Consider the following 6,145-nt stretch of genomic DNA (forward strand, 5'->3'; position numbering starts at 1 on the left):
TATAAACCCCCATCGGCTAGTGCAACTTCACCAGAGCCGTGCTTCGTTTTACGAGAGCTCTGGCAATTGCGAGAGCCATTGTTCGACCAAGGCCCAGAATAACCTTATGGTGCATGAGATGAAGGCTTATGTAGAGCCATCGTGCAAATATCCCATCGACGAACAGCATTCCACCTGTTAAAGCTCCCATTAGGCTGCCCACGCCGGTCTGTGTACCCAATGAAATCAAGGAACCATAATCTCGATAGAAATAGGGATGATTTACTGTCTTTTTCCCGCCAGCAATACGGTGGGTAATGACCCTGTACATATATTCCGCTTGCTGGTGCGCAGATTGTGCTCTGGGCGGAACAGTTTTTCCATCCGGTTGAATACAGGATGCGCAATCACCAATGGCATAGAGGTGATCATATCCTTTGACATTCAATCTATCCGTGACCTCTAATTGACCAATCTTGTTCACTGGTAAACCCAGTGAAGAGAGAAAATTCGGTGCTTTGATTCCGGCAGCCCATACACATATATTGAAGTCATGCCTATTCCCTTCTTTGTCGAGCAGATGATCTTTCTCTATCTGATTGACACGGCAATTTGTCACTACTTCAATATTCTTTTTGGCAAGTATCCGTGCAGCACCATCGGAAACTCTTTCGCTCAATGGCGCCAAAATGCGCGGAGCTCCCTCCAGTACGGTAATCTTCACATCTACATCGGGTACCAGATGAACGAATCCATAGTTTGCGTAAATTCCACCGGCCTCACGCAATTCAGCCGCCAGCTCGACACCTGTGGCACCACCACCGATAATCACCACGTTTACAGTTCCCGGACTACCTGCAGATTTTTCGTACTCTGCACGGATCATCTGATCCATCATTTTAGTCCTGAAACGCTCCGCATCACCGGAAGTGTTTAATGACAGGGTATATTCAGCCGCTCCTGGCGTGCTGTAGTAGTTTGAAGCGCTGCCAACAGCAATGCAAAGTCTGGAAAACTGAACCCTGCGTTCGGGATAGATCCCCTCTTCCCCTTCAGGTGCTGAAACAACAATTTCCTTCTTCGACAGATCAATTCTGGAAAATACCCCATAAATGAAGGTGAAATTGTTTTCATACGCGAGCATTGAATATGACAAACCTTCTTGATTTATATCCAGCGTGCCCGCGGCAACCTCATGAAGTGTGGGTTTCCAAATGTGATTCAAGTTTTTCTCAACAAGAATCACCTGTTGTCGACCAAACTTCCTTCCAAGTTTGCAGGCCAGCTCGAGGCCACCTGCGCCGCCGCCGGCGATGACAATGGTTTCATTGCTGGTCTGTTTCATTTTTCCTCCAAGTATTCCTATTTGTGTTGCACATCACCCGCCAACTTATCGGTATGCCCATCTTATTTTTTTGCTGAGAGCATGTGGAAAACTCATTCATTGATTTCTCTTCAGTACTTTTCTCAGAAATTACAATAGAAAAGGTAACTTACCGATGACTACCAGAAAAAGTATGACAATAATCCTGCTCGGAATATCAAGGAAAGAAAGATGAGAAAATGGCTTGATATAAGAAGTGCTGCCTGGCCAGCAATGATGCAAATTACTTTAAGCCGGGAACCCATAAAACCGGCGAATACGTTGCGAAAAGAAGAGAACGCTGCAAGAAGGTGAACCAGATCGAATGATCTGAAATACACCGTCTGTATTTACTTAACGTTTATGCAAAAATTTTTGGGTCAATGGTTCTGTAGCAGGGCCTTCAATAATAGTTCCGTCAGGTGCAAAGCGGCTACCGTGACAAGGGCAATCCCAGCTTGATTCAACATCATTCCAGTGAACTTTACATTTCAGGTGAGTGCAAACAGGCGATACTGCGTACAATTTACCGTTTTTATCCCGGTAAACTGCCAATGTCTCATTCTCAAATTCCACCATTGCCGCAGTATTGGGCATAAGCTGCGATAATGGTATTATCTCTTGTCCCAGGAGATAATCTTTGACCAGAGATGTCAGCACGCCCTTTGTCTCTTCAGCCATCCTTTTCGCACCTTTGATAGGAGAGAAGCGATCCGCTTTGTAGAGAGATGCGAATACGTTGTTGCTTCCCCCAATCTCATCTGCAATGATAGCGGCAGCAAGGGTTCCGTAAACCAAACCGTCAGTTTGAAAACCTGTTGCAACAAAACAACCACTGGCATCTCGGCCGATATACGGTAAATCATCCGCTGCCCTGTAGTTCTGTGCCGACCAGCGAAACGCGATCTCACACCTTTTGAAGTAGGTGCGGGTGGCGGCCTCTAGACGATCAAGGTTTGTGGTCGCGTCCTCTTGGCCTGTTTTATACGCTCCGCCAACACTTATGAGAAATGTTTGCTGATCAACTTCCAGATTACGAATCGAAAGTTGTTCAGTGCCTTTTTCCCAAAAAATGCCCGGTGGAAACGAGCTTCTTTCAATCCGCGCTGCTATCCCGTATTCTCTATTGACTATCATTTCCGCCTGCACCAGATGAAAGTCGATGGGTGAGTGTGTCGCCAGCACGATTTCCTTGGCCTTAACTTTGCCCTTTTCTGTATACACAATACGCTTGCTTGTATCTAATTCGACCACCCTAGCATTTTCAAAGATACGGCATCCTTGGCCGGCTGAGATACGGGCAAGGCCGCTTACATAAGCATGAGGATCAAATTGCGCTTGATTCTCCAGTACTACTACCGGTCCACATAAGTGCAGAAGTGGAAAGGGTAATTTTTCTTCTTGGCGAACCGGTAATGCAGCTTCTAGAGATGCTGGATACTCTCTCTCGAGAAATTCTTTCGCGTCGTCTGACGTAGCATAACGATAAAGCGAACAGCGGCGGAAACCACAATCTATCTCGTACTTCTCAGCGCGAGATTCGATCTGCTCCAAGGCATGGCGACGACTTATAGTTACTGTGCGGGCCACATCGCTATCCCATCGGTCGACAATAGCGTGAATACCGTGACTGACAGTTTCATATAAGTTGCCAGTCGAATTACCTGTACTTCCTGAACCAATATTGCGCGCTTCCAAAAGCACAACCGATCTGCCTTGTTCAGCAAGATTAAGAGCAAGTGTAACCCCGGTAATCCCGCCCCCAATTACAACCACTTCAGTCGTAATCTCCTCTTGCAGGGTGGGGAAATACGTCTGAGATGCTTTCCTACGCCAAATAGAAGTCGTACTCATAATATTTTCCTTTTTATAAGATGAATAAGAATTGCTCCCAGAAATTGACTCAACTCCATTTCTCTCAATATAGAATGGAAGAATCTCATTTGTAGCGCAGAATCTTTTTGCCTTCGTAGTTCTTAATCCCGAAGATAGTCAGTCCTGCACGCCATCCTGTGTAAAGATGTCAAGCCGGCTTCGCAACCATCAAATAAAAAATGATTACCATCGCTGTAAATGCGGGAATACCCAATGTAACCCATACCCTAAAATAACGCCAAAACACATCGGGTAGAGTATGTTTGTTTTCGCTGGCGTCTGCAGCCAGACGTTGCAGCTTTATTTGCAGCCAGACAACTGGTAGCCAACAAACTCCCGCAAGTAAATATAGAGCTAAGGACCATCTAATCCATGTGCTTGTTAAAGGAATAGATAACAAATGGATGAGATAAAAACCTGTAACTGGCTGAATAACAATAGTGGTTGCTGTAAACAGCCAATCAGCTGCAATTACATATTTTCCAACAGCAGCAATAAGGAAAGGGTTTTTAGTCCAAACGGCACATAACAAGTAATAAGCAGTACCGATTCCGGTTCCAAAGAGCAACGTTGAGGAAAGAATATGAATCCATTTAGTCAGGAGATAAGCTGTCATTTTTCTAGCTCATACAGTAACCAAATGATTGCGAGGATTGGTAAATTCTTTATTATTGGCCCAAAAGGATGTAACCAGAACTCAGGTAAATATAAAGTAATAGTGAAGGTATAAAGGATGATAAGAATTACTTGTGCCATCCAGAGGAATTTTCGGCGGCGTAAAAATAATGTTCCGATACCAAAAATAATATCAATTGAAGCAGCACCATAAAGAACTAGCGGGGCAAAATCTTCAGGTACACCCACTCGTGCTAAGAGAAAATAGCTTTCTCCAACCGGATAAATACCCATTGATACTATCCCGGCTACCAGCCATACTATTGCAAGTGAAACGCGCAATACTGGTTGAAGCCAACTTAAAAGGGCCGATTTACGTAATTCAGTTGCATTCCACGGAGATATAAAAGTATCGGGTGCTTTAGGATTCCGCCCTAACAGTTCAGTAGTTACGCCAGGATCTGAAAAATTTCCTTTTTGGAGCATCTGCCAGCTCTCGATATTCAGCAGGCCCTTTCCTGTCCATTGACAGATATATACATAAAAACTGATTAGTATCAGAGGAATATGGAGAAAAATCCCATCTCCGAGCCCCATTCCTTGTCGTAATTTATGTAAATAACTTTGAAGGCTATACGGTTCTGGGCCCACCAGAGGAATACGGCGTCCTATATATTTATTACTTTCGACGAGTACAACGATTGCATAAGTAAGATCATCAATATGAATGGGCTGGATTTGTTGCTGACCTGTCCCAGGAAGTGGTATGACTGGAAGGCTTGCAATAGAGAGAAAAAATTTAGTGCTTTCTCCACCAGGACCAAAGACTAGGGAGGGTTGTACTACTACACTCCTCTGATTTAAAAAAAGCAGCACACTATCTGCATTTTTCTTACTTAAATGAAATCGAGTTTGAGCTTGTTCATCAGCACCTAATGCTGATATTTGCACAGTTTTAATATTCAATTCTGCACAGGCTAGAAACAGGGCAGTAGGTGCTCTTTCATGAATTGAAAAAAAAGTTGCTGTATCCGTCTCTCGTATAATTCCTACAGCATTTATAACTATATCTATGCCGGTAAGTCTGGATTCCCACATATTCACATCGAAATCCTGGGTATAGTCCACCTTAATATAATGAAACCGCCTATCAAAAGCTTCTGCTGAGGGGTTTCTTACTCCGCATACAATATTATGCCCTTTGGCTGCCAACGCTACCGACAAGTGTCTCCCAATAAATCCTGTTGCACCTGTAATTAATATAGTTGACATTAAAAATTCTACTCAACAGATCAGTTAGATTCAGTGAATAATTCTATAAAATCACTTTGCATTCTTACTCTCTTAAGTTATAGGCTTATAAGCTGAGTCAATCTTTATTTAATTTATTGATTTCCAAGCAATTTCTATTTATATAACTTCCTCCGGCCAATCCCAGTGCGAAGATGCCATACACTACAAATAAAGATCCTTTTGATAGACGTCGTTCAAATCCTGGAGAGAAGCGTTTCGGAACTACATAAAAATCAACTATATAAGCTACTACACTCACCATAAGAGTCGGAATAACTATTCCCTGACAGTTTTTCCCAGGATTTATCTTTTCATAAAAAAGAGCCCAGAATATAGATGCTGCATGATGAATGACATATCCCACCCCTGTATACCGCCAACTAAAATAGTTTAAGAAAGAAGCATATTTTCCCCAAACCCACTGACTAGGGCCATTAATGGGCGCAGCGGTTTTTCCTAGCTCACCCTTTCCTAAAATTGCCAGAAAAATAGCGGATAAAAGGCTTGCAATAGAACCCGATATCATCGCTTTCCTCAGTAATTTATTCTCTGAAAGCTTAACAGGGAGCATGAGTTCTTATTCCTTCCTGAAAAAGATTAATTATCGGGCAGTCATTGCTACTTAGTATGACTGCCCGATAACTTTTAATTTTCAGAATAAGTAATTTCATTTAAGAAACAATACTTTTTTTTCTAATGCTTAATGCTTACCATTGAAGGCTTTAATGATATTTTTCATTGCATCAAGCTGATCTCAGATTATTTGTTGTCATTTTTGTGGCTTTGCTGCCCAGCTCTTACATGCTGCTCATGACTGCCACCTCTGCGGTTGTCATTGTTATCATCATTACTACTGCTACGTTTATCATCGTTTTTATGGCTTTGACGTCCGGCTTCTCTGGCTTCTTCTGAATCGAATTCATGGGCATTACCACTTTCATGAGCTGCCTTGCCACCTTTGCGACCAGCTTCTCGAGCTTCCTCTGAATCGAATTCATGGGCATTACCACTTTCATGAGC

General features: G+C 43.0%; 6 protein-coding genes. All 6 read right to left on the minus strand.

What is annotated here, in order from left to right:
* Positions 1 to 16 precede the first annotated feature (16 nt).
* Positions 17 to 1,324 (minus strand): NAD(P)/FAD-dependent oxidoreductase, encoded by a 1,308-nt coding sequence (locus ABUL11_RS05730; RefSeq protein WP_350282906.1) that lies wholly within the window; start codon positions 1,322 to 1,324, stop codon positions 17 to 19.
* 372 nt (positions 1,325 to 1,696) lie between these two features.
* A complete protein-coding gene (locus ABUL11_RS05735) occupies positions 1,697 to 3,196 on the minus strand; it encodes an FAD-dependent oxidoreductase (RefSeq protein ID WP_350282907.1) in 1,500 nt (499 codons plus the stop codon).
* Between the two features lie 169 nt (positions 3,197 to 3,365).
* A complete protein-coding gene (locus tag ABUL11_RS05740; RefSeq protein ID WP_350282908.1) occupies positions 3,366 to 3,833 on the minus strand; it encodes a DUF2269 family protein in 468 nt (155 codons plus the stop codon).
* Complete coding sequence (locus ABUL11_RS05745; protein WP_350282909.1) at positions 3,830 to 5,104, minus strand: SDR family oxidoreductase; 1,275 nt, start codon at positions 5,102 to 5,104, stop codon at positions 3,830 to 3,832. Before ABUL11_RS05745 ends, ABUL11_RS05740 begins: the two co-directional genes overlap by 4 nt.
* A gap of 97 nt (positions 5,105 to 5,201) precedes the next feature.
* Positions 5,202 to 5,696 (minus strand): hypothetical protein, encoded by a 495-nt coding sequence (locus ABUL11_RS05750; RefSeq protein ID WP_350282910.1) that lies wholly within the window; start codon positions 5,694 to 5,696, stop codon positions 5,202 to 5,204.
* Between the two features lie 188 nt (positions 5,697 to 5,884).
* Positions 5,885 to 6,145 (minus strand): KGG domain-containing protein (locus ABUL11_RS05755; protein ID WP_350282911.1); only part of this gene is annotated, 261 nt, incomplete at its 5' end.

The sequence above is a fragment of the Nitrosomonas sp. genome (assembly GCF_040256045.1).
Taxonomy (GTDB): Bacteria; Pseudomonadota; Gammaproteobacteria; order Burkholderiales; family Nitrosomonadaceae; genus Nitrosomonas.

Excerpts from the sequence above, each read along its gene's own strand:
- ABUL11_RS05730 (WP_350282906.1), bottom strand. The coding sequence starts at position 1,324 with ATGAAACAGACCAGCAATGAAACCATTGTCATCGCCGGCGGCGGCGCA.
- ABUL11_RS05735 (WP_350282907.1), bottom strand. The coding sequence starts at position 3,196 with ATGAGTACGACTTCTATTTGGCGTAGGAAAGCATCTCAGACGTATTTC.
- ABUL11_RS05740 (WP_350282908.1), bottom strand. The coding sequence starts at position 3,833 with ATGACAGCTTATCTCCTGACTAAATGGATTCATATTCTTTCCTCAACG.
- ABUL11_RS05745 (WP_350282909.1), bottom strand. The coding sequence starts at position 5,104 with ATGTCAACTATATTAATTACAGGTGCAACAGGATTTATTGGGAGACAC.
- ABUL11_RS05750 (WP_350282910.1), bottom strand. The coding sequence starts at position 5,696 with ATGCTCCCTGTTAAGCTTTCAGAGAATAAATTACTGAGGAAAGCGATG.